The sequence below is a fragment of the Stenotrophomonas testudinis genome, from assembly GCF_024499815.1.
Taxonomy (GTDB): Bacteria; Pseudomonadota; Gammaproteobacteria; order Xanthomonadales; family Xanthomonadaceae; genus Stenotrophomonas.
Map to the genome: position 1 here is coordinate 14,328 of NZ_JAMOKY010000006.1, position 24,400 is coordinate 38,727.

A 24,400-nucleotide genomic window follows, 5' to 3' on the forward strand; every position below is an offset into this window, starting at 1 on the left:
CGACCACACCGGCACGCAGCCAGGTGGTGGGGGTCAGACGAAGGAAGCGACGATCACTGTTCATGGGATGAAGACCGTATCGATGACAGCACTGGCGGAGGCGTCAGTGGCCTGGTCACTGGACAATGCAGTGACCTGGTAGATGTTTCCGGTTTCTTCGTTTGCCCGCTCGCCAATGCGGCGGCTGGAGGCTGCGAAGCACTTGTCGATGCGCCGGGTATAGCTGGACGACGTGGCGGTGATGCCATTGGCCCACGTCAGCGGATCATAGGTCGGGCTGCACTCTTCCTGGTTCGCCCGAAAGACGTTCTCACTGTCCAGCGCCGTCTCGATCTGGGCCTCCACCTGGCGTGCGTTGCCTTCGGCGTTCTGGAACGCCATGTTGGTGCGGAGATAGTTGGACGCCATGCGCTCCTGCATGCTGGTCACCTGCATGCCGGCGATACCGATCAATGCCAGCAGGATGAGCATGATGAGCGCGACGTACAGGACCGCGCCGCGCTGGGCGCTGGGAGGTGCGTGCCGGAAGGGTTGAGTACGCATGGTGGCCTCAGTTGCCGAACAGGCGGTTGCGAAGTGCGACGCTGGTCTGATAGACCGCACGCATGCGCCCATCCGTTGGCGTGGTGTAGGTGACCCCCATTGATACCAGCGACGCATTGGTATCGGCCTGCTGCACGGCGGAGGGATCGGGGCTGGCCATCAACAGGCCGATCTGCACGACACCCACACGACGCCAGGACTTGGTGGCGTTATCGGCAGACAGCGTTCCCTGTACAGCAGCCGCCGTGCCCTGGCGATCGATATAGCCCGACGGCGCGGTGGTCGTGTACAGGTTGCGATCCTGCCCATACAGCAGCTGCATGTTTTCCACACCCTCCACCAACGGCTCTGGAGCGGATGCGATGAGAGCACCATCTGGAACAGCACTGAACCGCACCCGGTACAACGAGCTCTGCTTGGTGGTCGAGTCGTACCCGACGTAATACACCGCACTTTCCGCGCGGTACAGCATCGCCTGCCCGACCGTGTAGCCTCGCGTGAACGTGCGGCCCCCATTGAGCTTGCCCGCATCGAAACTCACGCTGGCCTCAGTGGCGTTCACTGCTTTTGCCTGGAACACAGTTGCCGACAGGCAATCGGCAACGCCGAACAGACCAGGATTACTCATGCCGCTGCGCACGACAGGCAGCAGAGCCGCATTGAAACTCAGGACCGGTTTGTCCGCCGTGCCCCCGACCAACGTGACCGGGACACCATCAGGCATGAGGTAACGCAGCGCGATGATGTCGCTGCCATTGACCCGGTTCGTCAGCGCGTTGGCAATCGCATCGGGGAGCGCAGGCGTGTAGGCGGTGCCGCCGGTGCCAGGCGTGGCGGAAATCGTCAGCGGCTTGCCTGGCTGGGTGTCCGTTGCCTCGTACCCCTGGATGGAGCGGGTGAAGTCCAGCACGGGGTTGTTGGCGCCATCAAGCGTCGAGACGAGCGATCCTGGCGACTGCAGCGTATGCGCCTGGTCGTTCACGCAACCAAAATGCCCCGCCATGCGGATCTCGCGCTGCAGCGTGTCCATTGCGAAACGGCTGTTTTCCTGCACACGTGCCAGGCCTTCGGAAAGCTGGTACGCGGTACGCGACGCAGAGAACACCTGCACCACGGCCAGCATGATGATCAGACCGATGACCAGGGAAATCATCAGTTCGATCAACGACATGCCGCGCATGCGCCGTGCGGAGAATTGGGTGCGGCTCACAGGCGGGTACTCGCAGTGAAAGTGAGGTCCGTGGCGTCGGCCTTCCAGCGTTCATCGCCCCAGGTGACCCGAACTTCGTACTGGGCGCCGTTGCGCACGATCTGCGCCGTGGCGTTGGCGCCCAACGCCTTGCCCAGCCGGCAGCGCCAGTCAGTCATGTAGGTGGCAGGTTCCAGCTGCGTGTCAGTTACCGGCGCGCAGTTGGTCGTCGTGGCGGTATAGCTGCCGACGTACTTTGGAGCCGCCACTCTGTTGGCGCGGATCTGATCGAGCATTTCATAGCTCAGGTTGGTCGCCTGCGTGCGGAAGTTGGCACTCTGCACGTAACGCACATTCATGGTCTGCAGCAGCGCAAAGCCGAGCAGGCCAAAACCCAGCACCAGGATCGCGATCAGCACCTCGATCAGGGTGAAGCCGGACTGCCTGCGACCGAGCGTAACGTGGCGGGGGAAGGATCGACGGTTCACTTGCAGGCTTCCTTCTGCAGCCGCACCTGGCCGGTGAGCGAAATGGTCATGCGCCGTTGCAGCGGTGTGTCGCTGCAGTCGGTTGGCCGCAGGGTGATGTTCTGGACTGCGGCAGCCCGGCTGCGGCCACGTGGATCGAAGGCGATGCTGAGGGCCTCGCCGCTGGCGCCCTGCATCTGGCTGCGTGCCTCCGCAAAGCGCAGCACCGCCTCGCCGTTGTCGAAGCTGCCATTTCCATTGGTGTCATTCCAGACCATCCAGCCATCGGCCCAGCTGCTGCCATCACAGGCAGTCCCCGCCTTGGATGCACAGACCCCGCCACCGCGGGTTCCGCGGATGGCCTCCGAACGCGCCAGGGCAAGGGCGCCCATCAGCTCATTGCTGGTGGTCGCCATCCGGTTGGAGCGGATGGTACTGCGGAAACTGGGATACGCGATGGTGCTCAGCATTGCCAGCACGGCAACCGTGACCATCAACTCGACCAGCGTGAAGCCCGTGGACCGGCGCAGTGACATGGAACGCTCCCCAGCGTGTTGGTGGCCACGATGGCGCACCCGGGTGCCGCCGGCAAGCGGCGGCAGGATGAACGGTCAGAACGGGGCGACGGGCGTCAAAGCATTGACGTGCCCTGCCCTTCCCGCGGGCTTTGGATGGGGTCGGAGCCCCTTCGGGGGTCCGACCCCGCGCGGCCCGGCTGGCGGCCCCTGGATGGGGTCGGAGCCTCTTCGGGGATCCGACCCCGGGCAGTCGGTCAGGCCAGCACCTGGTAGCAGGGCTGGTATTCGCCGGAGATCTTCATCCGGCGCTGTTCGACGAAGGCGCGCAGCAGCGCGTCCAGGGCCTGCATCATGTCGGCGTCGCCGTGGATCTGGAACGGCCCGAACTCCTCGATGCGGCGCATGCCATCTTCCTTCACGTTGCCGGCCACGATGCCGGAGAACGCCCGGCGCAGGTCGGCCGCCAGCGCATGCGGGGCGCGGCCGTGGTGCAGGTCCAGCGCGGCCATCGCCTCGTGGGTCGGCACGAACGGCTGCTGGTACTCCCACGGGATCTCGATGGACCAGTTGAAGAAGAACGAATCCTTCTGCGCCAGGCGATGCTCGCGCACCTGCTTGATGCCGCTGGCCATCTTGCGGGCCACCGCCACCGGGTCACCGATGATGATCTCGTAACGCTCGGCCGCGGCATCGCCCAGGGTCAGGCGGATGAACCGGTCGATCTGCTCGAAGTACGGCGCGGCCACGGTCGGGCCGGTCAGGATCAGCGGGAACGGCAGGTCCTTGTTCTCCTCGCGCAGCAGGATCCCGAGCAGGTACAGGATCTCTTCGGCCGTGCCGACGCCGCCGGCGAACACGATGATGCCGTGGCCGATGCGGACGAAGGCCTCAAGGCGCTTCTCGATGTCCGGCATGATGACCAGGTGGTTGACGATCGGGTTCGGCGACTCGGCGGCAATGATGCCCGGCTCGGTCAGGCCGATGTAGCGGGTGACCGTCTTGCGCTGCTTGGCATGGGCGATCGTGGCGCCCTTCATCGGGCCCTTCATCGCGCCCGGGCCGCAGCCGGTGCAGATGTCCAGGCCACGCAGGCCCAGCTCGTAACCGACCTGTTTGGTGTACAGGTACTCGTCGCGGCCGATCGAGTGGCCGCCCCAGCAGACCACCAGGTTAGGGTCGCCCGGGTTGAGGATGCGCGCGTTGCGCAGCAGGCCGAACACCGCGTTGGTGATGCCTTCCGAAGACTCCAGCTCGGCCGCGTAGGCCGGGCCCATCTCGATGGCCATGTAGGCCAGGTCGCGGACCACTGCGAACAGCAGCTCGGCCACGCCGCGGATGATCTCGCCGTCGACGAAGGCCATCGCCGGGGCGTTGACCAGGTCGATGCGCACGCCGCGATCCTGCTGCGCCACCTGGATGTCGAAATCAGGGTAGAGATCACGCGCCGCGCGCGGATCGTCCGAGGCACTGCCACTGGTCAGCACCGCCAGCGCGCAGCGGCGCAGCAGCTCGTGCATGCCGCCACCGGAGGCATCGCGCAGGCGCGCGACCTCGGCCCGCGACAGCACATCCAACCCACCGCGCGGGTAGATCCGCGCATCCTGCACCGGCAGCGCGCGGGCTGCCTTTTCGTTCGTCGTCATATCCAACTTTTCGCTTCCTTCAAGGTTTCCGACTGTACTGCCGCCCCCTTAAAAAGCAAAACGGCCGGGAAACCCGACCGTTGGATAGGTGCTGCCCGCGTTCGCCGTTCCGGGACCGCCAGGCGGCGTAGTGCGCCGCGCACGAGAGGGGATGCTACGCCCCCGCCAGCACGCCCGCAAGGACTTTCGCCTGAACGGAAAACGGCCGGGTTTCCCCGGCCGTTTCCGTGTGCAGCAACTCCGTCAGTTCATCAGAACTGATAGCGGAAGCCCAGCTGCACCGACCACTGCGACACGCCGACGTCGAAGCCGTCTGCGTCGTTGTTGGCCACGACCGGGGCATCCGCATTGCGGAAGTTGTACACGTACTTGCCGTCCTGGATGCCCTGCAGGGTTGCGACGCGGGCATCAGCAAAGAAGCCGTAGTCGTAGATGTTGCCCCACTTCTTGTTCAGCATGTTGCCGACGTTCTGGATGTCGATCCACACTTCCGACTTGTGGCCCTTCATGAAGCCCGGCAGCTGCTGGCTGACACGGATATCGAAGGTGTTGATCCAGCCGGTACGGAAACCGTTGGCCGGAGCATAGCTGCCTGCGTACTTCGCCAGCTGCGGGTTGGCAGCCAGCCATTCGTAGAACGACTTCTCCATCGCCGCATTCGGGGTGAACTTGCCGGTGACCCGGTCGACGTCACCGAACAGCACTTCACCCGCCTTCGGCACGTAGAACAGGTCGTTCGCCGAGCGGCTGTCGCCGTTGGCATCGTTCACGAAGACGTAGCTGTACGGACGGCCACTACGGCCTTCGTACACCAGACCGATCTTGGTTTCGTAATCGCCGAAGAACTTGTGCTTCCAGTTCAGCGAGCCCGACACGCGGTCACGGATCTGGTAGCGCGAGGTGTTCTCGGTTTCGCTATTGGCGTTGAAGGCGTACTGGTAGCCCCAGCCCGAGCTGGCGGTGGAGCTGGTCAGCGAACCGACTTCGGTCGCGTCGGTGTAGGTGTAGCCCAGGTTCCAGGACCAGTCGCTGCCTTCCGACCACGGCTTGCTCAGCGACGCGGTGAACTGCGAAGTGCGGCCCTTGTCGGTGTTGGCAATTTCGTACACCGAGTCGTAGGCGCGGTTACGGCCGGCGCGTGCGTCGTCGTTGATCCACAGGAAGTTGTTGCGCGCGGTCGCGTAGTACAGATCACGGCCATCCGGACCCACCTGCTGCACCGGCCCCAGGTTCAGGTTCTTGTAGTACAGCGCGTCCTTGACCTTGGTGACCAGCAGTTCGGCCGATGCCACGATGCCATTCCACGGCAGCTCGTGATCGAAGGCCAGGTTGGCCTTGTAGACCGACGGCATGTTGAAGTCACTGCCGACGAAGTTGACGTTCTGGCGGTTCGAACCCGGGGTGGTCGGGACCGGCTGGCCGTCCTTGTTCGGGCTGAACTGCAGCGTCGGGTCGTTGCGGGTGTAGGAATAGACCGAGTTGTTGAAGCCGGTCGCCGAGTAGCTGTTGCTCAACCACACCTGCGGGGCATCACCCTGGAACAGGCCCACGCCGCCGCGCAGCTGGGTCGGACGCTCGGTGTCGAAGGTGTAGTTGAAGCCGAAGCGCGGCTGGACCAGGAACTTGTTGCTCAGGACCTTGCTGTTGTCGTTGCCGAAGAAGGCCGACGCCGCGGCGTTGTAGGCCGGGGCCGGGCTGGTGTCGGCACGGTCGGCACGCACGCCCATGGTCAGCGTCAGGTTGCTGTTGACATACCAGGTGTCCTGCACGAACAGGGCCAGGTTGCTGAACTTGTAGTCAGCCGGAATCGAGCCCGGGGTGCGTTCCGGGTTGTAGTTGTAGCTGCTCCAGCGGCCAGCGGCGAAATTATCCAGGCCGTAGAAGGTGTAGGCACCCCACGAGTTGGCACCGAAATAGTTGTAGATGTCGTTGGTGTCGTACGACGCACCGAACTTGACGTCGTGGTCACCCAGGGTCCAGGTGGCGGCGGCGTAGTAGTTCCATGCCTTGGTCTGCAGGATGTTGTTCTGCGAATTGACTTCGGTACCGAGGTACAGCGAGTCACCCGTCGGCGCAGTCTCGCTGCCCTGGAAATAGATGCGGATGCTCGGCGCGTCGGTGGGCACGTTGCGGATCGCCGAGTACTCGCGGTACGAAGCCTTCAACTCGGTCGAGAAGTTGTCGGACCAGTCACTGAACAGCTGGGCGACGTAGCTCTCGTTGGTCTTGTCATGCTGGTACCAGTACGAGCTCAGCGAGGCCGTGCTGGTGCTCATGCCGTTGATGCGCAGCTTGCTCTGGTCGATCTTGCTGTAACGGAAGTTGGCGCGGTGGTTGTCGCTGATGTTCCAGTCGAGCTTCAGCGCGTACTCTTCCATCTCGGTGTCGCCGTTGCTTTCCAGGCCACCGGCGTTGATGCCGTAGCCCTGGGCGATCTGCTGCGCGCGGGTCACGTCGGCCAGGGTGAACTGCGGGTTGGCCTTGCCCAGCGCGGTGCCGCTCAGGTCTGCGCCCGGTGCGGCCTGCTTGAACTTCTCGTAGTTGGCGAAGAAGAACAGCTTGTCCTTGACGATCGGGCCACCCACGGTCATGCCGTAGGTTTCTTCCTTGGTGAAGCCCTTGAACGGCTGGCCTTCCGGGTTGTCACCGAACCAGTCGCCGTCACGGTAAGTGCCGTAGACCGAACCGTGGAAATCATTGGTACCGGACTTGGTCACCGCATTGACGGTGGCACCGGCGGCGGCAGCGATGCTGACGTCGTAGTTGGACAGGTTGATGTCCAGCGCTTCGATGGCTTCCATCGCGACCGGCTGGCGGCGGGTCGGCATGTTGTTGCCTTCCAGGCCGAAGGTGTCGCTGGCCGAGACGCCGTCGATGTTGATCGAGTTGAAGCGCGGGTTCTGGCCACCGGCCGAGATCGAGCCCGAGGCGCGGTCGATGAAGGTCACGCGCGGGTCAAGGCGCATCAGATCCTGGATGTTGCCGCCGATGGACGGCGCAACTTCGATCTGCTGCTGGCTGAGGTTGGTGCCCGAGCCCATCTTGGTGGCGCTGAACACTTCCGAGCCGCCGCCGACGGCGGTGACCTGCACGGTGTCCAGGTTGGTGGCAGCAGCCAGGTCGCCGGACAGGGTGGCGTTGATGGTGCCGGTCTGGTTCACGCCCAGGTAGACGCCATCTTCGGTCTTGGTGCCTTCACCCGGCTTGGTGATGGTGATCGAGTACGGACCACCCACGCGCAGGCCGCGGGCGTTGTAACGACCGGCCGCATCGGTGGTGGCACGCGAAACGGTGCCCGACTCGGTGTGGGTGATGGTGACTTCGGCGCCGGCGACGGGCTGGCCCGCGCGGGAGATCACCTGGCCGCCGACACCGGCAGAGGTGCTCTGGGCGAAGGCGGGGGCGGCGGCGAGTGCAGCCACGAGACCAAGGGTAAGCTTGGACATCCGGAGTGGGTGGGTCATTTTTCGGTAGCCTCGATGCGAGTTGGCGATGGCGGAAAAAAAGCGCATCCAACCAGCCTTGCGGGCGGCTGACTGGACATTTATCTGGGGTTCCCTACCGTGAACGGCAGCTGCCGCAACGGTTAACACTAGATTAACACGCTACGCCTGCAATGTGACGGTTGTGCGACAAACGGCACGGGATCGCAACTCGATCGTGACGGAACCTTCATTCCGTCTTTTCGTCCAGTTAACCGGCGGCGGTAGCGCTACTTGCGTCAAGTACCTGCCCGCGCCACGGGGCGCCCGCCGTCGAAAGCAGCGCTACGGCCGCAGCGGCGGGCTTTTCCGGGCCTTGGGCAGCAGGATCCTGGTCAACTGAATAGGCGCGAGCCCGCAGGGCGGTGCGCAATGGGCCCGGATACAGGCCACTTACCCGGACGGGGGTACGGCCCAATTCATCGTGCAGGCTGGCAATCAGCCCCCGCAGTCCGTGCTGGGCCACGCCATAGCCGCCCCAGTAGGCCTGCCCCACCCTTTCCGGGGCATCGACAGCGAACACCATCGCCGCATCTTCGCGCTGTTTCAGCAGCGGCAGGCAGGCCTGGGCCAGCCACGCCGGGGCGGTCAGGGTGACGTGCACGGCGCGGGCGAAACTGGCCGGGTCGGCCAGCTCGAAGGGGGTCAGGCCGGGAAAATGCGCGGCACAGACCAGCAGGCCGTCCAGCCGCCCCAGCTCACGCTGCAGGGCCTGGGCCAGTTCGGCATAGTCATCGGGGCCGGCACCTTCCAGGTCCAGCGGATACAGCAGGGGCTCGGGACCCACGGCCTGCACCTGGGCGTAGACCCGGTCCAGCCGGCGCGGCTTGCGGCCCATCAGCACCACGGTGGCCCCGGCTTCGGCAGCGGCCACGGCCGCGGCACTGCCCAGCCCGCCACCGGCACCGGCGATGACGACCACGCGATCCTGCAGGGGACGGCCATCGAGCGCCGTATCGGTCGCTGACGTCGATGGCCAAGCACTCATCCCTGGGTGGCCTCTTCGACGATGCGCTTGAGCTCGCCGGCTTCGAACAGCTCCATGACGATGTCACAGCCGCCGATCAACTCCCCGTTGATGAACAGCTGCGGGAACGTCGGCAGGTTGGAGAAGCGCGGCAGGTTGGCGCGGATCTCCGGTTCCTCCAGCACGTTGACCGTGCGCAGGGCGACGGCGCCGGCGGCCATCAACGCCTGCACGGCACGGCTGGAAAAGCCGCACATCGGGTATTGCGGGGTGCCCTTCATGAACAGCACGAGCGGGTAACGATCCACCTCGGCCTGGATTTGCTGCATTACCGCCACACCTCACTCCTTGCTTCGCCGGACAAACCGACCGCAGTGGTCGGCTAGACTGCCCACGGTAGCCACCATTGTAAGCCGATGGAACCGGCTGCCGCCGTCCCCCTGGCCACGAACCTGTCCATGCCCGTCGAATTGCCTGCCCTGCCCTACCTTTCCGGCTCCCTGCAGCCGCACCTGTCCGCGCAGACCGTGGAACTGCACTACGGCCGCCATCATCGCGCCTACGTGGATGCGGTCAATGCCGCCATCGTCGGTACCGAATGGGAAGAAGCGCCGCTGGAAGAGATCGTCCGCCAGGCCCAGGGCACGCTGTTCGATGCGGCCGCCCAGGCCTGGAACCACGGTTTCTACTGGCAGTGCCTGCGCCCGCGTGGTGGCGGCGAGCCGCAGGGCCGGCTGGGTGAGCTCATCAAGCGCCAGTTCGGCGATGGCCAGCGCCTGCGCGAGGAGTTCAACCGCGCCGCGCTGGGGCTGTTCGGCTCGGGCTGGGTCTGGCTGGTGCAGCACCCTGGCGGCCAGCTCGGCATCCAGGCGACCCGCAACGCAGGCACGCCGCTGACTGGCGAGAGCACCCCGCTGCTGTGCTGCGATGTGTGGGAACACGCGTATTACACCGACTACCAGAATGAGCGCACGCGCTATCTGGAAGGGTTCTGGCAGCTGGTCAACTGGGAATTCGCCGAGAGCCAGCTGCGCTGAGGTGGACAGACACCCGCCGGGCATGGCCCGGCGCTACCGGCTTTGCGCGGCTCTGGTAGATGCCCACCTTGGTGGGCAATGCCGGCCGGCGGCCGGCACCAGCCGATTCAGCGGTTGCGCAGCGCGTGCACCGCTGGCGCCACCTGGTCCTGGCGGTCCAGCTCCAGGCCGACCTGTACCAGCGCATCGGCCAACGCATCGGCATCATCGTCACGCAGGGTGGCATGGCCGACCTTGCGGCCGTCGCGCGGCTGCTTGCCATAGTCATGCCAATGGCCACTGGCCTGGCCCAGCACCGGCGCCGCATCGGGCATCGCGCCCAGCCAGTTCAGCATGCAGGCATGGCCGAGCATGCGGGTGCTGCCCAGCGGCAGGCCCAGCACGGCCCGCAGGTGGTTCTCGAACTGCGAGGTCTCGCTGCCTTCGATGGTCCAGTGACCGGAGTTGTGCACGCGCGGCGCCATCTCGTTGGCCAGCAGCTCGCCATCGCGGCAGAACAGCTCCAGCGCGAACACGCCCACGTAGCCCAGGTGTTCGGCCACGCGGCGCGCGTAACCAATCGCCGCCTCATGCTCGGTATCCGACAGCACGGCCGGGGCCACGCTGGCCGACAGCACGCCATCCACATGCCAGTTGCCGGTGACCGGCCAGGCCTGGAAGCTGCCATCACGGCCGCGCACGGCGACCACGCTCACTTCGCGCTGGAAGGCGACAAAGCCCTCCAGGATCAGGCCGGTGCGCTCGACCTGGGCGCCGAGGGCGTCCCAGGCGGCGTCGATGTCGGCCTCGCTGCGCAGGCGGAACTGCCCCTTGCCGTCATAGCCGAGGCGGCGGGTCTTGAGGATGCACGGCAGGCCGAATTCGGCGACCTTCGCGGCCAGCTCGTCACGGCTGCGGATATCGGCGAAGGCCGGCAGCGGAATGCCCAGCTGCTGGAACAGGGTCTTCTCGCTCAGCCGGTCCTGCGCGACGGCAAGCGCCGACGGCGGCGGGTAGACCGGCACCTGGTCGGCCAGCCACTGCGCACTGTCGGCCGGAACATTCTCGAAATCGAAGGTGACCACATCGACCTTGGCGGCAAACTCGGCCAGGGCCTTGCGATCATCGAACGCGGCCACGGTGAGCGGCGCCAGCGGGCCGCTGCAGGCGTCGGCCGCCGGGTCGTACAGCTCGAAGCGCAGCCCCAGCGGCGCGCCGGCCAGGACCATCATGCGGGCGAGCTGTCCGCCGCCCAGGATGCCAACGGTCAGGCTCATTGGCGCGGATCGTCGTGAGCCATGACATCTTCGGTCTGGCGGGTGCGGAAGGCCTCCAGCGCCTGGCCGATGGCCGGCAGGTCGCTGGCCAGCATCGCCGCGGCAAACAGCGCCGCGTTGGACGCACCAGCATTGCCGATGGCGAAGGTGGCGACCGGGATGCCGGCCGGCATCTGCACGATCGACAGCAGCGAATCCATGCCGTTGAGGGCCTTGGACTGCACCGGCACGCCCAGTACCGGCACGGCGGTCTTGGCGGCGATCATGCCCGGCAGGTGCGCGGCCCCGCCGGCACCGGCGATGATCGCGCGCAGGCCGCGCGGGCCCGCCTCTTCTGCATAGCTGAACAATACGTCCGGGGTGCGGTGGGCGGAGACCACCTTCACTTCGAACGGAACACCCAGGGCTTCAAGCTTCTGGGCGGCGTGCTGCATGGTTTCCCAGTCCGAGCGGGAACCCATGACGATGCCGACAAGCGGCGCGATCGGGTTGGGGGTCATTGGCCGTCACCTGCCTTAAAGACGTATTCTAGCCGTCTTCCACGCAAGACGAAGAACCATGGATCGCAAGCTGCTTGACCTGCTGGTGTCGCCGGACACCCGCCAGCCCCTGTCCCTGCTGGATGGCAAGGGCCTGGAAGCCCTCAACAAGGCCATTTCCGCCGGTTCGGTCAACAAGGCCGACGGCAACCCGCTGGCCCAGCCGCTGCGCGAGGCGCTGGTCACCCGCGACCGCAAGCAGGTGTTCCGGGTCGACGACGGCATTCCGGTGCTGCTGGCCGAAGAGGCCATCCCGACCGCGCAGATCGCCGACTTCCCCGCCGCATGACCGCCCTGCCGACGCCGGATGCGGCCCTCGTCGCGGCCGATGTCGCCCGCGCGTTGGCCGAGGACCTGGGCAGCGGTGACGTCACCGCCGCCCTGCTGCCCGACCAGGCCGACAGCGCCTACCTGCTGTGCAAGCAGGATGATGCGGTGATCGCCGGCCGCCCCTGGTTCGACGCCACCCATCGGGCGCTCGACCCGGACGTCCGCATCGAATGGCGCGTGGCCGAGGGCGACCGCGTCGCCGCCGGCACCGTGCTGGCCCTGCTGCACGGGCGCAGCCGCAGCCTGGTCAGCGCCGAGCGCACCTCGCTGAATTTCCTGCAGACCCTGTCCGGCACCGCTACCGCCACCGCCCGCTACGTGGCCGCCGTGGCCGGCACCGGCACGCGCATCCTCGATACCCGCAAGACCCTGCCCGGCCTGCGCCTGGCGCAGAAGTACGCGGTGCGCTGCGGCGGCGGTGACAACCACCGCTTCGGCCTGTACGACACTGTGATGCTGAAGGAAAACCACATCCGCGCCGCCGGCTCGCTGCCGGCTGCGGTGGCTGCCGCGCGCCAGCAGTGGCCGTCGTTGCCGCTGGTGGTGGAGGTGGAAGACCTGGAGCAGCTGCAGCAGGCACTGGATGCCGGCTGCGAGCGCATCCTGCTGGACGACTTCGATGCCGCGCTGCGCCGCGAGGCCGTGCGCATCACCGCCGGCCGCATTCCGCTGGAAGTCTCCGGCAGTGTCGGTCTGGAGGGATTGCGGGCGATTGCCGAGGACGGCGTGGACTGCATTTCCATCGGCGGCCTGACCAAGCACGTGCAGGCCATCGACCTGTCGCTGAAGCTGGGGCCGCCGCCGGGCTGAGGGCGGATCCGGGCGCCACCGCTTCGCTCGCCGGGCATGGCCCGGCGCTACCGGTCCGGAGGCTTTCACGATTCGGCTACGCCTGCCTCTGCGACGCTGCGGCCATCCCCCACAGGAGCCGCGCATGCGCCGGATGCTCTTGCCTGCCTGCCTGCTGCTGGCCGCCGCGCCGCTGTCAGCCGCCGCCGCCGAAGCCTGCGACGTGCCACCCCGCTTCGGCCTCAGTCCGCTGGCGATCTCCATCCGCAATGCCGCCTGCAACGAACACCGGCTCTGGTACCGCCCCTTCATCGACCGCGAGGGGCGCGCGGCCAGCCTCAGCGTCACCGAAGCGGAGAACGAGAACCTGGCCGACAACGGCCTGATCGCCTGGCAGCGCGTAGCCAGCTACTGGCGCGACAGCGGCACGCTCAACGCGATGGGCAGCATTCCCGGCGCCAGCAGCTGCCTGGCGCCACTGGGCACGCGCTACACCGACAGCGACTGCCGCGCCTTCCTGGTTGACAACCCGTGGTCGGCTGCGTTCATTTCCTGGGTGATGACCCGCGCCGGCGTGCCGGGCTTCACCACTTCGCCGCGGCATATCGACTACATCCGCGCCGCCTACCAGGCAGGGCCTTCCGGCGTGCCGTACCGGCTGACGGATCCGGCCACGGCCAAGCCTGCACCGGGCGACCTGCTGTGCTTCCTGCGCGACCGCAGCAGCACGCTGAGCTACAGCGGGCTGGTGAAGGCGCTGGGCAACGGCTCGGTCGGCCACTGGAAATCGCATTGCGAAGTCGTGGTGGCGGCCAACCTCGGCGGCGACCAGACCCTGTACCTGGTGGGCGGCAACGTGATGAACAACGTGGCCATGCGCCTGCTGCAGCTGGACCGCACGGGCCTGATCCAGCTGCCGCCCGCACGCGATCGCAGCAGCACCGGCATCGACCCCAGCTGCACGCCCGGCCGCGAGGACGAATGCAGTTTCAACCGCCAGGACTGGGCGGCACTGCTGCAGCTGACGGCCCCCGCTTCGCGCGTGGCACCGCCGCCGGTTGCACCAGCTACGAACGGACAATGAGCAGTGTGGCTTGATCCGCTGCGCGTTCGCCGCCATCTTGGCGGGATCGACCCTGCACGCGTGACGCCATGCCTACCCTGTTGTTGCTGCTGATTGCCGGCGGCATCGTCTACTTCTTCTGGAATGCCGCGCGTTCCGCCGCCGAACGTGCCATCGAACTCGGCCGCAACGCCTGCCGCGCCGCCGACGTGCAGTGGCTGGACCAGGCGGTGCATGCCACCGGCATGCGCCTGTCGCGCGGCGAGGATGGGCGGCTCGGCTTCGAGCGCACCTTCAAGTTCGAGTATTCCTACGACGGCATCGATCGCCACGTCGGCCGCATGGTGCTGCGCGGCGACCAGCTGGTGTCGTTCACCGGCCCGGGTGCGGCGCGGATCAGCCAGATCCGCGCGGATGTGGAAGACGCAGAGGACGTATGAACCCGGTAGCGCCGGGCCATGCCCGGCGAGCGCAGCGGCAGCAGTGTGCCGACCAACGGTCGGCACCTACCGCTACTTCACAACGCGCAGTGTCGGGCGGCCCTTCGGCGGCGGCGTGGTCGGTGGGCGGTCGTCCGGCGGCGTGTCATCCGACGGGGTCTCGCCTTCGTGCAGCAGCTCGTCGCTGGTCGGTGCCGGTTCGGTGCCCGGAATATCGTCCGGCAGCGCCATGCCCTGCCCGGTCTCGCGCGCGTACACGGCCAGCACCGCACTGATCGGCACCTGCACCGGATAGCTGGTACCGGAGAAGCGGGCCGAGAAGCTCACCATCTCGTTGTTGATCATCAACTGCACCACCGCGCGCTCGGCGATGTTGAGCACCACGCGGCCATCCTTCACCGCCGAAGGCGGCACCTGGACGCCGGGAACGCCGGCATCGACCAGGATGTGCGGGGTCAGCTGGTTGTCGTTGATCCATTCCACCAGCGCCCGCAGCAGGTACGGGCGGTGGCTGGTCATGTGGAAGAAGTCGTCGGTCATGCGTGAAGTGTACGCGCCCGACGCCCCTGCCGGGGCGGATCACCTGCACGCCGGTGAGCATGCAGACGGAATGCGCCCGCCAGACTCAGACCGGCAGGTCGCGCAGCTTCTTTTCCTGCTCGGTCAGGCTGCGGACGAAACCGGGGTGGCGGAAGATGCGATTACCGTAATCCTCGATGGCCTTGCCATCCTTGGGCAGCGGCACGTCCAGCGACTGCAGCCGCCAGATGATCGGCGCCATCGCGCAGTCAGCCAGGCTCATTTCCGGGTTGAGGAAGAACTTGCTGGCCTTGAACAGCGGCAGCGAGGCGGTCAGCAGTTCCTTCAGCCTTTTGCGACCGGCTTCGGCCTGGGTCTTGTTGCCCAGCTGGATGGCCTGCACCTGCGGCACCCAGTCGTGCTCGATGCGCAGCATGGCCAGGCGGATGCGCGCACGCGAGAGCGGATCGACCGGCATCAGCGGCGGATGCGGGTAGCGCTCGTCGAGGTACTCGCTGACCACCGAGGCGGCGTACAGCACCAGCTCGCGCTCGACCAGGGTCGGCACCGAGTGGTAGGGATTGAGGTCGATCAGATCTTCAGGCGGGTTCTGCGGATCGACAGGAACAGAGTCATAGCTGACCCCTTTGGCCGCCAGAACCAGGCGGACCCGGTGGCACAGGACATCATCGTTCGAGGAAAACAGCGTCAGTGTATTGCGCATGCGTACGCTCGCCGCCATCAAAGGCTCTCCTACGACAGGAGACCGCCTGCCGCATCGGCGCCGCCAGCACCGTGCTGGCGGTCGACTCCTCCCCGAGTGTGCAACCGAGCATCACAAAAGCCAATAGGCTTTGCGTCGTGCCGGCAGCAGAATCAGTGCACGTCCTTCCAGTATTCCTTCTTCAGCAGGTACAGCAGGAAGGTCAGCAGGGCCAGGAACAGGATCACCCACACGCCCAGCTGCTGGCGCTTCAAGGCGGCCGGTTCACCGGCGTATTCAAGGAAGTTGGTGATGTCCCGCACGGCCTGGTCGTACTGCCCGGCATCGACGTTGCCCGGCGTTTCCAGCCGCAGACCGGTGACCGGCGGATCCATGCCCGGTGCCTCGGCCTTGCCATGCACCGCGTGCTGCAGGCCCTGCATCTCCCACAGCGGATTGGGCATGGATGCGTTGGCGAACAGGGCATTGTTCCAGCCCAGCGGCCGGCTGCTGTCCAGGTAGAACGACTTGAGGTAGGTGTAGACCCAGTCGCTGCCGCGCACCCGCGAGATCAGGCTGAGGTCCGGCGGCATCTTGCCGAACCACTTCTCCGCCTGCTCCCTGGGCATCGCCACCGGGATCGGGTCGCCGATCGCCGAGCCGGTGAAGTTGAGGTTGGCCATCACCTCTTCCTCGCTCAGGCCCAGATCCTGCGCCATGCGCGAATAGCGCAGGTACTTCAGCGCGTGGCAGCCGGAACAGTAGTTCATGTACAGCTGCGCGCCGCGCTGCAGCGATGCGCGGTCACCGAGGTCGTTGCCGGCCTGCAGCAGCTTGGTGCCACCTTCGGCGGCGGAGGCCAGGAAACTGCCCAGCATCAGGGTGGCCGTCAGGGCCAGCCGGACCATCCAGCGATCAGTCATGGGTGGTCACCCTCTCCGGTACCGGTTTGGTCCTGTCCAACCTTGTCCATATCGGCATGGTGATGAAGAACGCGAAGTACAGGAAGGTCAGCACCCGCCCGACGTAGGTTTCATGCGCGTCCGTACCGGGGCCGGAGCCGATCACGCCCAGCCAGACGAAGCACACGGCGAACACGCCCAGCAGCACCTTCGAGAGCACGCCGCGGTAGCGGTAGGACTTGACCTTCGCACGGTCCAGCCACGGCACCAGGAACAGGATCGCGATGGCCGAGAACATCACCAGCACGCCGCCCAGCTTGTTGGGCACCACGCGCAACATCGCGTAGTACGGCGTGTAGTACCAGACCGGCTTGATGTGCTCGGGCGTCACCAGGCGGTTGGCCTCGGTGAAGTTGTCGTGCTCCAGGAACAGGCCACCGAAGGCCGGTGCGAAGAAGATGATGAAGGCGGCGATGATCAGCAGGAAGCCGGCGCCGACGCCATCCTTGAGCGTGTAGTACGGATGGAACGGAATGCCATCGGCCGGCGCGTTCGGCGACCAGCGGTTGCCCTTGGGCCCCTTCTTGATCTCAACACCGTCGGGGTTGTTGGAGCCCACTTCATGCAGCGCGCCCAGGTGCAGCACCACCAGCAGCAGCAGCACCAGCGGCAGGGCGATGACGTGCAGGGCGAAGAAGCGGTTGAGCGTGGCGTCACTGGGCAGGTAGTCGCCCATGATCCATTCGGTCAGGCCGTTGCCGATGACCGGTATCGCGCCGAACAGCGAAATGATGACCTTCGCGCCCCAGAACGACATCTGGCCCCACGGCAGCACATAGCCCATGAAGGCTTCGGCCATCAGCACCAGGTAGATCAGCATGCCGAGGATCCACACCAGCTCGCGCGGCTTCTGGTAACTGCCGTACATCAGGCCGCGGAACATGTGCAGGTAGACCACGATGAAGAACAGCGAGGCCCCTGTGGAGTGCATGTAGCGGATCAGCCAGCCCCACTCCACGTCCCGCATGATGTATTCGATGGAACCGAACGCCTCGGCGGCGTTGGTCTTGTAGTGCATCGTCAGGAAGATGCCGGTGACGATCTGGTTGACCAGCACCAGCAGCGCCAGCGAGCCGAAGTAGTACCAGAGGTTGAAGTTCTTCGGCGCGTAGTACTCGCTGACGTGCTTGCGGTAGACCGGCATCAGGCCGGGCGCGCGCGCGTTGACCCAGTCGGCGACGCCGCTGGCGGTACGGGCGAGGATATTGGCCATCAGGCTGCCCCCTGCGGATCGACACCGATGATGATGGTGTTGTCGTCCTGGTAGTGGTGCGCGGGCACCTTCAGGTTGATCGGCGCCGGCACGTCCTTGAAGACGCGGCCGGACATGTCGAAGCGCGACTTGTGGCAGGGGCAGAAGTAGCCGCCCTTCCACTGCGGGTCGTACGGCTCGGGTCGGATCTCGGCCACCATTTCAGGCGAACAGCCCAGGTGCGTGCACAGCCCGACCAGCACGGAGACGTCCGGCTTGATCGAACGCAGCTCGGGGTTCTGCTTGAGAACGTACTCCGGCTGCTGATCCTTCTCGCCGGACCCGGGGTCCTTGAGACGGCCATCCAGCCCATGCAGCGCGTCGAGGATCGCCTTGGACCGTTTGACGATCCAGATCGGCTGGCCACGCCATTCCACGATCAGGCGTTGGCCTTCCTGCAGGGCGCTGATGTCGGCCACCACCGGTGCGCCGGCAAGCTTGGCGCGGGCACTGGGGTTCCAGGATTTGATGAAAGGAACTGCGGTGAATCCGACGCCGACGGCGCCCACCACGGCGGTGGTGGCAGAAAGAAAACGCCGACGTCCGGTGTTGACTGGATCGTGTACCCCATCGTTGGCCATCCGGCACTCCGATATTGATTAGGTAGCTTTAAGGCTGCCAGCGGATCCGGTGGGGGCCAGAGCCGCATTGAATCATGGGCGAGTGTAGCGGAACCGTCGCGCGCCACACAACGCATTGCAACAATCTTTGTAGAGCGTGCCGACTGACAGTCGGCACCTACCAACAGTCGGCACCCACCGACAGCCAGTGCCGACCAACGGTCGGCACCTACTGCTTGGTCAAAGCGGTGCGGTAGCGGTCGGCCAGCTGGCCGACGCGGCGCACGTAGTACTGGGTTTCACTGTACGGCGGAACGCCACCGTGGCGGTCGACTGCGCCTTCGCCGGCGTTGTAGCCCGCTGCGGCCAGGGTCAGATCGCCATTGAAGCGCTTCAACAACCACGCAAGATACTGCACGCCGCCACGGATGTTCTGGCTGGCGTCGTAGGAATCGCTGACCCCGAAGCGTGCGGCGGTCGGCGGCATCAGCTGCATCAGGCCCTGCGCGCCGGCGCGGCTGAGCGCGGTCGGGTTGTAGGCCGACTCGGCATGGATGATCGCGCGCACGATCGCTTCTTCCACGCCGAACTCACGCGCGGCCGAGGCGATCTCGGTCTGGAACGAGGTGGTGTTGAGGCGCACGCTGCCGAAATCGACGCGCGGGTTGACCCCGCAGGCGTAGCAGCGCTCCATGAAACTGTAGCGGATGGTGCGTACCGGACCGAGGTTGGCGACCTGGGTCGGGCGCGCACTGGTGTAGTGGCGCACGCCGTCCTGCATGTACGAATAGACCTGCCCACTGACCATGCGGCCGCCGCGCGGGGTGGTCGCCGGCCTGGCTGCAGGGGTGGCGGCGACGGCCGAGCTGGCGGCACTGGCGGCCACGGCCACCGGGTTGCGCTCGGCGCTGGCCACCTGGGTGGCGGCCGGAGTTGTGCTGGCGGTCTGCACCGGCGCAGCGGCCGGTACGGCGCGCGGGGTCGCGGGACGGCGGGTATCGCGGCTGTAGCTGATGCTGCTGCAGCGCGCGCCGGGCACGCGCTTGCTGACATAGCTGGTGACGCCGTCGGCACCCTGGCACCTGAACAGGGTGCCGGCGCCGGCCGGCGCAGCGGTCAGCGCAGCGATGATGATCGCCGTTGTCCCCAGTATCCCCTTCATGGCGGCGAGTGTCCCAGCTTCGCCCTGCCTTGCCAAGCCGCCCCGCTCAGTCCGTGACCGCCGGCACAGCGAGCAGCTGGTCCAGCCCGGCCAGGCGCTGGGCCAGTTCGTCGCGCAGTTCCCGCGGCGAGGTCCACAGGGCCAGTGGCAGCCGGTCCAGGCTGAGGATCTGGGCCAGCATCATGCCGCGGCTCTCGGCGCCCATGCGCAGCAAGCAATGGTCAGGCCCCTCGGGCTCCAGCACCCCGCACCAGGGCGGAATGCGACCCTCCAGCTCGGCCAGGCTGCCGACCAGGCGCAGGGTGGCCTGCAGGGTGAAAGGCGCCTGGCTCACGGCCTGCCGCACCATCACGTCGGGCGGCGCGGGGGTGCGTCGGTGCAGGCCAGCCCCGGGCTGCAGCTGCACCGCGCCCATCCGGTCCACGCGCAGGGTGCGCCAGTCCTCGCGGACCAGATCCCAGGCCAGCAGGTACCAGCGACGGCCGTAGTTGACCAGGTGCTGGGCCTCGACCTGGCGCTGGGTCAGCACGTCCTGCGCGCTGCGGTATTCAAAGGACAGCCGGGCGGCCTGCCGGCAGTGCTGGGCCAGGCGGCCGAGCAGGCGCGCATCGGTGGCCGGCAGGTCGGACAGGGTGGCGGTGGCCGCGTGTACCTCGCCGGCCTGCTGGCGGCGCCGCGCCGGCACCAGCGGGTCGAGCTTGGACAGCAGGCCGCGGGCGGTCTCGTCGATGCCGGACAGGGTGGCCGAGGCGGCCCGCAGGGCAATGGCCAGGGTGGTCGCCTCTTCCTCGTCCAGCAGCATCGGCAGCACGGGCGCGCCGGTGCCGAGCCGGTAGCCGCCGCCTACCCCGGCCGAAGCCTGTACCGGGTAGCCGAGCTCGCGCAGGCGTTCGACATCGCGGCGGATGCTGCGCCGGTCCACACCCATGCGCTCGGCCAGCTCGGCGCCGGACCAGTGCCGGCGGGCCTGCAGGAGCGAGATCAGGCGCAGCAGTCGATGAGCGGTATGGCGCATGAAGAATCGAGGACAGAAATCGTCCGCGATTGTGCCCCAGCATGGCCTTCCGCTTCACCACCCACCGCAAGGAGCCCTGCCATGTCTGCACGCCAGATCACCCTCTACCACGCCGCCCGTTCCCGCTCGAGCGGCGCCGTCGCCCTGCTCGAGGCACTCGGCGCCGACTACCGGCTGCAGGTGCTGGACCTGAAGGCCGGCGCCAACCTGGCCCCGGCCTACCTGGCCATCAACCCGATGGGCAAGGTGCCGGCCATCATCCACAACGGCGCGCTGGTGACCGAACAGGTGGCCATCTACCTGTACCTGGCCGACCTGTACCCGGAAGCCGGGCTGGCGCCGCCGATCGGCGATGTGAATCGCGGCCCCTACCTGCGCTGGATGGCCTTCTACGGCGCCTGCTTCGAGCCGGCGATGACCGACAAGGCGCTGCACCGCGAGCCGCCGCCGCGGATGATGTCGCCCTACAACGATGCCGAAACCGTGCTGCAGGTGATCGAGGCGCAGTTGGGGCAGGGCCCGTACCTGCTGGGCGAGGCCCTGAGCGCGGCCGACATCCTGTGGGGCAATGCGCTGGGCTGGATGCGTGAATTCGGGCTGGTACAGCCGGCTCCGGCCACTGCGGCCTATATTGATCGGATGGGCACGCTGGCCGCGTTCGACCGCTCGCGGCAGATCGACGCAGAGCTGGTGGCGGCGTAAGAGCAGCCGAGCGTGGGCTCGGCTCTACAACAGCGCGGCGGGCGGCGTGGGATGCGGGTAGAATTGCCCGCTTTCCCGCCACCCGAATGGATTAAGCGCCATGACCGGGACGCCAGACGTCTTTCCGCCCGCCTCGGGCGGTACCCCGCTCGTTGCCCTGCCCACTGGTCCGCGCAAGCCCGACCAGGTCAAAGGCAAGCTTTACATAAAGACCCACGGTTGCCAGATGAACGAGTACGACTCGGCCAAAATGGCCGACGTGCTTGCCGCCAGCGATGGCCTGGAACTGACCGACACCCCGGACGACGCCGACGTCATCCTGGTCAACACCTGCTCCATCCGCGAAAAGGCGCAGGAAAAGGTGTTCAGCCAGCTGGGCGTGTGGAAGAGCCTGAAGAACAAGGGCCGCGAAGTCATCATCGGCGTGGGCGGCTGCGTGGCCTCGCAGGAAGGCGAAGCGATCATCAAGCGCGCGCCGTTCGTGGACCTGGTGTTCGGCCCGCAGACCCTGCACCGGCTGCCGGAACTGATCCGCGCCCGCCGCGAGCAGAGGCGCCCGCAGGTGGACATCAGCTTCCCGGAGATCGAGAAGTTCGACCGCCTGCCGGAACCGCGCGCCGATGGCGCCTCGGCGTTCGTCTCGATCATGGAAGGCTGCTCCAAGTACTGCTCGTTCTGTGTGGTGCCCTACACCCGCGGCACCGAAGTCAGCCGCCCGTTCGAGGACGTGGTGGTGGAAGTGGCGCAGCTGGCCGCACAGGGCGTGCGCGAGATCAACCTGCTCGGGCAGAACGTCAACGCCTACCGTGGCCCCTACGGTGACGGTGAATTCGCCGACTTGGGCCTGCTGATCCGTACCATCGCCGAGATCGACGGCGTCGGCCGCATCCGCTTCACCACCTCGCATCCGCTGGAATTCAGCGACTCGCTGATCGACGCGTTCCGCGACGTGCCGCAGCTGGCCAACTTCCTGCACTTGCCGGTCCAGGCTGGCAGCGACCGCGTGCTGTCGGCGATGAAGCGCGGCTACACCGCGCTGGAATTCAAGTCGAAGATCCGCAAACTGCGCGCGGTGCGCCCGGACATCTCGATCAGCTCGGATTTCATCGTCGGCTTCCCCGGCGAGACCGATGCCGATTTCGAGAAGACCATGAAGCTGATCGAGGACATCGGCTTCGACCACAGTTTCTCCTTCATCTACTCGCGTCGCCCGGGCACCCCGGCGGCCGACCTGGAGGACACGATCAGCGATGCGGAAAAGCACGCGCGGTTGTCGCGCCTGCAGGAACGCATCAATGCGCACGCCGCCGGCATTTCCGAAAGGATGGTCGGCACCGTGCAGACCGTGCTGGTGGAAGGCCCCTCGCGCAAGAACCCGAACGAGTTGACCGGCAAGACCGAGAACATGCGTTCGGTGAACTTCCCGGCGCCGGCGCGCCTGATCGGCCAGTTCGTGGACGTGGTGATCACCGAGGCGCTGACCAATTCGCTGCGTGCGCGGGTGGTGGCGGAATAAGGTGTGCCGACCAACGGTCGGCACCCACCGGTCGGCACCTACCAGGGGCCGGCCCTCCTGGCACATTTTTCACCAGCATTTCACCTCCCTTGCCGCGCAGGCTCCGCAAGCACTTGTCCACAGCTTTCTTCGGCGCCGATCCACACCCGGTGTGGAGAACTGTCGCCCCGCCCGTCCGCGCGCTAATCTTGTCTTCCCTGGGTCCATCGCGGTGGACGGCGAACCCGCCCCACCCCACGCAATGAAAAGCATCGAGCATCGAGATTTCACCCTGTCGCCGGAAGACAACGAGCGGCTGGCCAACCTGTGCGGCCCCTTCGACGGGCACCTGCGCCAGATCGAGCTGAAGCTCGGCGTGGAGATCGCCAACCGCGGCTTCGTGTTCCGCATCAGCGGGCCGGAGGAGGCCATCGTCGAGGCGCAGAAGCTGATCGAGGCGCTGTACGTCGAAGCCGCCGAGACCACCTTCGACAGCCACGCCATCCACCTGCGCCTGGCGGAGGCCAATGTCGAGCAGATCGCCGAGCGCTCCTACGAAGCGCAGGACGTGGCGATCAAGGTCAAGCGCGGCACGGTGCGCGGCCGCGGCGCCAACCAGGGCCGCTACCTGCACCAGATCGCCACGCATGACATCAACTTCGGCATCGGCCCGGCCGGTACCGGCAAGACCTTCCTGGCCGTGGCCAGCGCGGTGGAAGCACTGAACGAATCGCGCGTGCAGCGGCTGATCCTGGTGCGCCCGGCGGTGGAAGCCGGCGAGAAGCTGGGCTTCCTGCCCGGCGACCTGAGCCAGAAGGTCGACCCCTACCTGCGCCCGCTGTACGACGCCCTGTACGAAATGATGGGCGTGGAGAAAGTGGTCAAGCTGCTGGAAAAGAACGTCATCGAGATCGCGCCGCTGGCCTACATGCGCGGGCGCACGCTCAACGATGCGTTCGTGATCCTGGACGAAGCGCAGAACACCACCATCGAGCAGATGAAGATGTTCCTGACCCGCCTGGGCTACGGCTCCACCGCGGTGGTCACCGGCGACCTGACCCAGACCGACCTGCCCAAGCACGTGAAGTCGGGGCTGCGCGACGCCATCGACGTGCTGCGCGATGTGGAGGGCGTGACGTTCACCTTCTTCGAAGCGCGCGACGTGGTCCGGCACCCGCTGGTGGCACGCATCGTCAATGCCTACGACCGCCGCGACCTTCATCAGATTCAACCTGGAGCTGCCTCATGACCAAAGGCCCCGTGCGACTTGATGTCGCCGTCAGCTACGCCCTGCCCCGCACCGGCCTGCCGGCGGCGGTGAGCTTCCGCAGATGGGTGGGCGCGGCCCTGAAGGGACGCATCCGCGAAGCCGACCTGGCCATCCGCCTGGTCGATGCCAAGGAAGGCCAGTCGCTGAACCGGCACTACCGTGGCAAGGATTACGCCACCAACGTGCTCAGCTTCCCGGCCGATGTGCCCGAAGGCCTGCCCAAAGGCGTGAAGTTTCCGCTGCTGGGCGACCTGGTGATCTGCGCGCCGGTGGTGGCCCGCGAAGCCGACGAGCAGGGCAAGGCGTTGAACGCCCATTACGCGCACCTGACCGTGCACGGCGTGCTGCACCTGCTGGGCTGGGACCACGAGGACGACAAGGAAGCCGAGGCGATGGAGCAGCTCGAGCGCGAGATCCTGGCCGAGCTGGGCATCGAGGATCCTTACGCCGGCGAGCGCTGAGACCCGGACCGCGGTACTCTCGGGCAGACATCCCCA

At 66.6% G+C, this 24,400-nt stretch carries 26 protein-coding genes; 9 read left to right on the forward strand and 17 right to left on the reverse strand.

The features are described 5' to 3' along the window. Nucleotides 1–60 precede the first annotated feature (60 nt). The 8 genes from NQ204_RS05625 to grxD all read right to left on the reverse strand — a co-directional run bounded on the left by NQ204_RS05625 (nt 61) and on the right by grxD (nt 9,147). Nucleotides 61–543 (reverse strand): pilus assembly PilX family protein, encoded by a 483-nt coding sequence (locus tag NQ204_RS05625; protein WP_116863604.1) that lies wholly within the window; start codon nt 541–543, stop codon nt 61–63. 7 nt (nt 544–550) lie between these two features. After that, entirely contained in the window at nt 551–1,723 is a 1,173-nt protein-coding gene (locus NQ204_RS05630) for a PilW family protein (protein ID WP_116863603.1), read from the reverse strand. Nucleotides 1,724–1,749: 26 nt separating this feature from the next. After that, complete coding sequence (pilV, locus tag NQ204_RS05635) at nt 1,750–2,220, reverse strand: type IV pilus modification protein PilV (RefSeq protein WP_116863602.1); 471 nt, start codon at nt 2,218–2,220, stop codon at nt 1,750–1,752. Beyond that, nucleotides 2,217–2,735, reverse strand: coding sequence for a GspH/FimT family pseudopilin (locus NQ204_RS05640; RefSeq protein ID WP_116863601.1), 519 nt, complete (start codon nt 2,733–2,735; stop codon nt 2,217–2,219). Before NQ204_RS05640 ends, pilV begins: the two co-directional genes overlap by 4 nt. Before the next feature lie 236 nt (nt 2,736–2,971). Continuing rightward, a complete protein-coding gene (gene ppnN / locus NQ204_RS05645) occupies nt 2,972–4,360 on the reverse strand; it encodes a nucleotide 5'-monophosphate nucleosidase PpnN (RefSeq protein ID WP_079221363.1) in 1,389 nt (462 codons plus the stop codon). Nucleotides 4,361–4,611: 251 nt separating this feature from the next. Further along, entirely contained in the window at nt 4,612–7,806 is a 3,195-nt protein-coding gene (locus tag NQ204_RS05650; RefSeq protein WP_116863600.1) for a TonB-dependent receptor, read from the reverse strand. A gap of 247 nt (nt 7,807–8,053) precedes the next feature. Further along, complete coding sequence (locus NQ204_RS05655) at nt 8,054–8,830, reverse strand: SDR family NAD(P)-dependent oxidoreductase (RefSeq protein ID WP_116863599.1); 777 nt, start codon at nt 8,828–8,830, stop codon at nt 8,054–8,056. Next, entirely contained in the window at nt 8,827–9,147 is a 321-nt protein-coding gene (gene grxD / locus NQ204_RS05660) for a Grx4 family monothiol glutaredoxin (protein WP_079221360.1), read from the reverse strand. The genes NQ204_RS05655 and grxD overlap by 4 nt, the downstream gene beginning before the upstream one ends. A 120-nt stretch (nt 9,148–9,267) precedes the next feature. Here grxD and NQ204_RS05665 point away from each other — a divergent pair, with 120 nt between their 5' ends. After that, complete coding sequence (locus NQ204_RS05665) at nt 9,268–9,846, forward strand: superoxide dismutase (RefSeq protein WP_116863616.1); 579 nt, start codon at nt 9,268–9,270, stop codon at nt 9,844–9,846. A gap of 107 nt (nt 9,847–9,953) precedes the next feature. Here the strand turns inward: NQ204_RS05665 and NQ204_RS05670 are convergent, their stop codons facing one another. Beyond that, a complete protein-coding gene (locus tag NQ204_RS05670) occupies nt 9,954–11,102 on the reverse strand; it encodes a 5-(carboxyamino)imidazole ribonucleotide synthase (protein WP_256643305.1) in 1,149 nt (382 codons plus the stop codon). After that, nucleotides 11,099–11,602 (reverse strand): 5-(carboxyamino)imidazole ribonucleotide mutase, encoded by a 504-nt coding sequence (gene purE, locus NQ204_RS05675; RefSeq protein WP_256643306.1) that lies wholly within the window; start codon nt 11,600–11,602, stop codon nt 11,099–11,101. The genes NQ204_RS05670 and purE overlap by 4 nt, the downstream gene beginning before the upstream one ends. Before the next feature lie 58 nt (nt 11,603–11,660). On the opposite strand from purE, the gene NQ204_RS05680 reads away from it, so the two are divergent. The 4 genes from NQ204_RS05680 to NQ204_RS05695 all read left to right on the forward strand — a co-directional run bounded on the left by NQ204_RS05680 (nt 11,661) and on the right by NQ204_RS05695 (nt 14,263). After that, on the forward strand, nt 11,661–11,930 hold the full coding sequence (locus NQ204_RS05680; protein WP_108746345.1) for a Trm112 family protein: 270 nt from the start codon (nt 11,661–11,663) through the stop codon (nt 11,928–11,930). After that, nucleotides 11,927–12,781, forward strand: a complete 855-nt coding sequence (gene nadC / locus NQ204_RS05685; RefSeq protein WP_256643307.1) for a carboxylating nicotinate-nucleotide diphosphorylase — start codon at nt 11,927–11,929, stop codon at nt 12,779–12,781. Before NQ204_RS05680 ends, nadC begins: the two co-directional genes overlap by 4 nt. 124 nt (nt 12,782–12,905) lie before the next feature. Further along, the gene (locus tag NQ204_RS05690) at nt 12,906–13,844 is read left to right on the forward strand and encodes a DUF2272 domain-containing protein (RefSeq protein ID WP_343238445.1); all 939 of its coding nucleotides are present in this window, start codon (nt 12,906–12,908) and stop codon (nt 13,842–13,844) included. Between the two features lie 68 nt (nt 13,845–13,912). Then, nucleotides 13,913–14,263, forward strand: a complete 351-nt coding sequence (locus NQ204_RS05695) for a DUF3301 domain-containing protein (RefSeq protein ID WP_108768389.1) — start codon at nt 13,913–13,915, stop codon at nt 14,261–14,263. A gap of 72 nt (nt 14,264–14,335) precedes the next feature. Here NQ204_RS05695 and NQ204_RS05700 read toward each other — a convergent pair whose 3' ends face one another. The 7 genes from NQ204_RS05700 to NQ204_RS05730 form a co-directional block, all read right to left on the reverse strand. Further along, complete coding sequence (locus tag NQ204_RS05700; protein WP_108768388.1) at nt 14,336–14,803, reverse strand: ClpXP protease specificity-enhancing factor; 468 nt, start codon at nt 14,801–14,803, stop codon at nt 14,336–14,338. Between the two features lie 85 nt (nt 14,804–14,888). Continuing rightward, on the reverse strand, nt 14,889–15,524 hold the full coding sequence (locus NQ204_RS05705; RefSeq protein ID WP_116863595.1) for a glutathione S-transferase N-terminal domain-containing protein: 636 nt from the start codon (nt 15,522–15,524) through the stop codon (nt 14,889–14,891). Between the two features lie 134 nt (nt 15,525–15,658). Continuing rightward, on the reverse strand, nt 15,659–16,408 hold the full coding sequence (locus NQ204_RS05710) for a cytochrome c1 (RefSeq protein WP_116863594.1): 750 nt from the start codon (nt 16,406–16,408) through the stop codon (nt 15,659–15,661). Continuing rightward, a complete protein-coding gene (locus tag NQ204_RS05715; protein ID WP_256643308.1) occupies nt 16,401–17,660 on the reverse strand; it encodes a cytochrome b in 1,260 nt (419 codons plus the stop codon). Before NQ204_RS05715 ends, NQ204_RS05710 begins: the two co-directional genes overlap by 8 nt. Continuing rightward, nucleotides 17,660–18,280 carry a ubiquinol-cytochrome c reductase iron-sulfur subunit gene (gene petA / locus NQ204_RS05720; RefSeq protein WP_256643309.1) on the reverse strand — a complete coding sequence of 207 codons (621 nt, stop codon included), beginning with the start codon at nt 18,278–18,280 and terminating at the stop codon, nt 17,660–17,662. The genes NQ204_RS05715 and petA overlap by 1 nt, the downstream gene beginning before the upstream one ends. A 208-nt stretch (nt 18,281–18,488) precedes the next feature. Further along, nucleotides 18,489–19,421, reverse strand: a complete 933-nt coding sequence (locus tag NQ204_RS05725) for a lytic transglycosylase domain-containing protein (RefSeq protein WP_256643310.1) — start codon at nt 19,419–19,421, stop codon at nt 18,489–18,491. Nucleotides 19,422–19,467: 46 nt separating this feature from the next. After that, nucleotides 19,468–20,436 (reverse strand): helix-turn-helix transcriptional regulator, encoded by a 969-nt coding sequence (locus NQ204_RS05730; RefSeq protein ID WP_256643311.1) that lies wholly within the window; start codon nt 20,434–20,436, stop codon nt 19,468–19,470. Between the two features lie 81 nt (nt 20,437–20,517). Between NQ204_RS05730 and NQ204_RS05735 the strand changes: the two genes are divergently transcribed. From NQ204_RS05735 to ybeY, 4 genes are all read left to right on the forward strand, one after another. Next, on the forward strand, nt 20,518–21,138 hold the full coding sequence (locus NQ204_RS05735) for a glutathione S-transferase family protein (RefSeq protein WP_256643312.1): 621 nt from the start codon (nt 20,518–20,520) through the stop codon (nt 21,136–21,138). A gap of 100 nt (nt 21,139–21,238) precedes the next feature. Beyond that, complete coding sequence (miaB, locus tag NQ204_RS05740) at nt 21,239–22,654, forward strand: tRNA (N6-isopentenyl adenosine(37)-C2)-methylthiotransferase MiaB (RefSeq protein WP_116863588.1); 1,416 nt, start codon at nt 21,239–21,241, stop codon at nt 22,652–22,654. 241 nt (nt 22,655–22,895) lie between these two features. After that, nucleotides 22,896–23,882: a PhoH family protein gene (locus NQ204_RS05745; protein WP_256643313.1), complete on the forward strand. Its 987-nt coding sequence runs from the start codon at nt 22,896–22,898 to the stop codon at nt 23,880–23,882. Then, the gene (gene ybeY, locus NQ204_RS05750; RefSeq protein ID WP_256643314.1) at nt 23,879–24,364 is read left to right on the forward strand and encodes an rRNA maturation RNase YbeY; all 486 of its coding nucleotides are present in this window, start codon (nt 23,879–23,881) and stop codon (nt 24,362–24,364) included. Before NQ204_RS05745 ends, ybeY begins: the two co-directional genes overlap by 4 nt. Nucleotides 24,365–24,400 lie beyond the last annotated feature (36 nt).